General features: G+C 27.7%; 1 protein-coding gene. It reads right to left on the bottom strand.

The window, feature by feature from the left end; translation table 11 throughout:
• A partial coding sequence (locus AACQ14_RS24300; protein ID WP_339366107.1) for a hypothetical protein occupies window positions 1-238 on the bottom strand: 238 nt, incomplete at both ends.

Raw genomic sequence — 238 nt, 5'->3', positions numbered from 1 at the left:
ATCTGTTCCTAACCAAAAATATTGATCTTTTATATTCTGAACAGCATAATAATCTACATCCAGCTTTAACATTTCAATACCATACTCATCAATACTAGATTTAATTAACCTAAATGTACCAGGTTTGTACTTAGTATATTCACTTACCAATTCTTCATATGGCAATACAACAATTTCTTCTGTCTCAAGTACTTTAATCTTAGCAGTTAAAATATCATTGTCATCCTTATAAATTTTG

Origin of the sequence: Vallitalea maricola (genome assembly GCF_036985595.1) — a bacterium.
Classification (GTDB): Bacteria; Bacillota; Clostridia; order Lachnospirales; family Vallitaleaceae; genus Vallitalea; species Vallitalea maricola.
The sequence above is the reverse complement of the archived record's forward strand: the minus strand, read 5'-3'. Positions and strand labels throughout refer to the sequence as shown.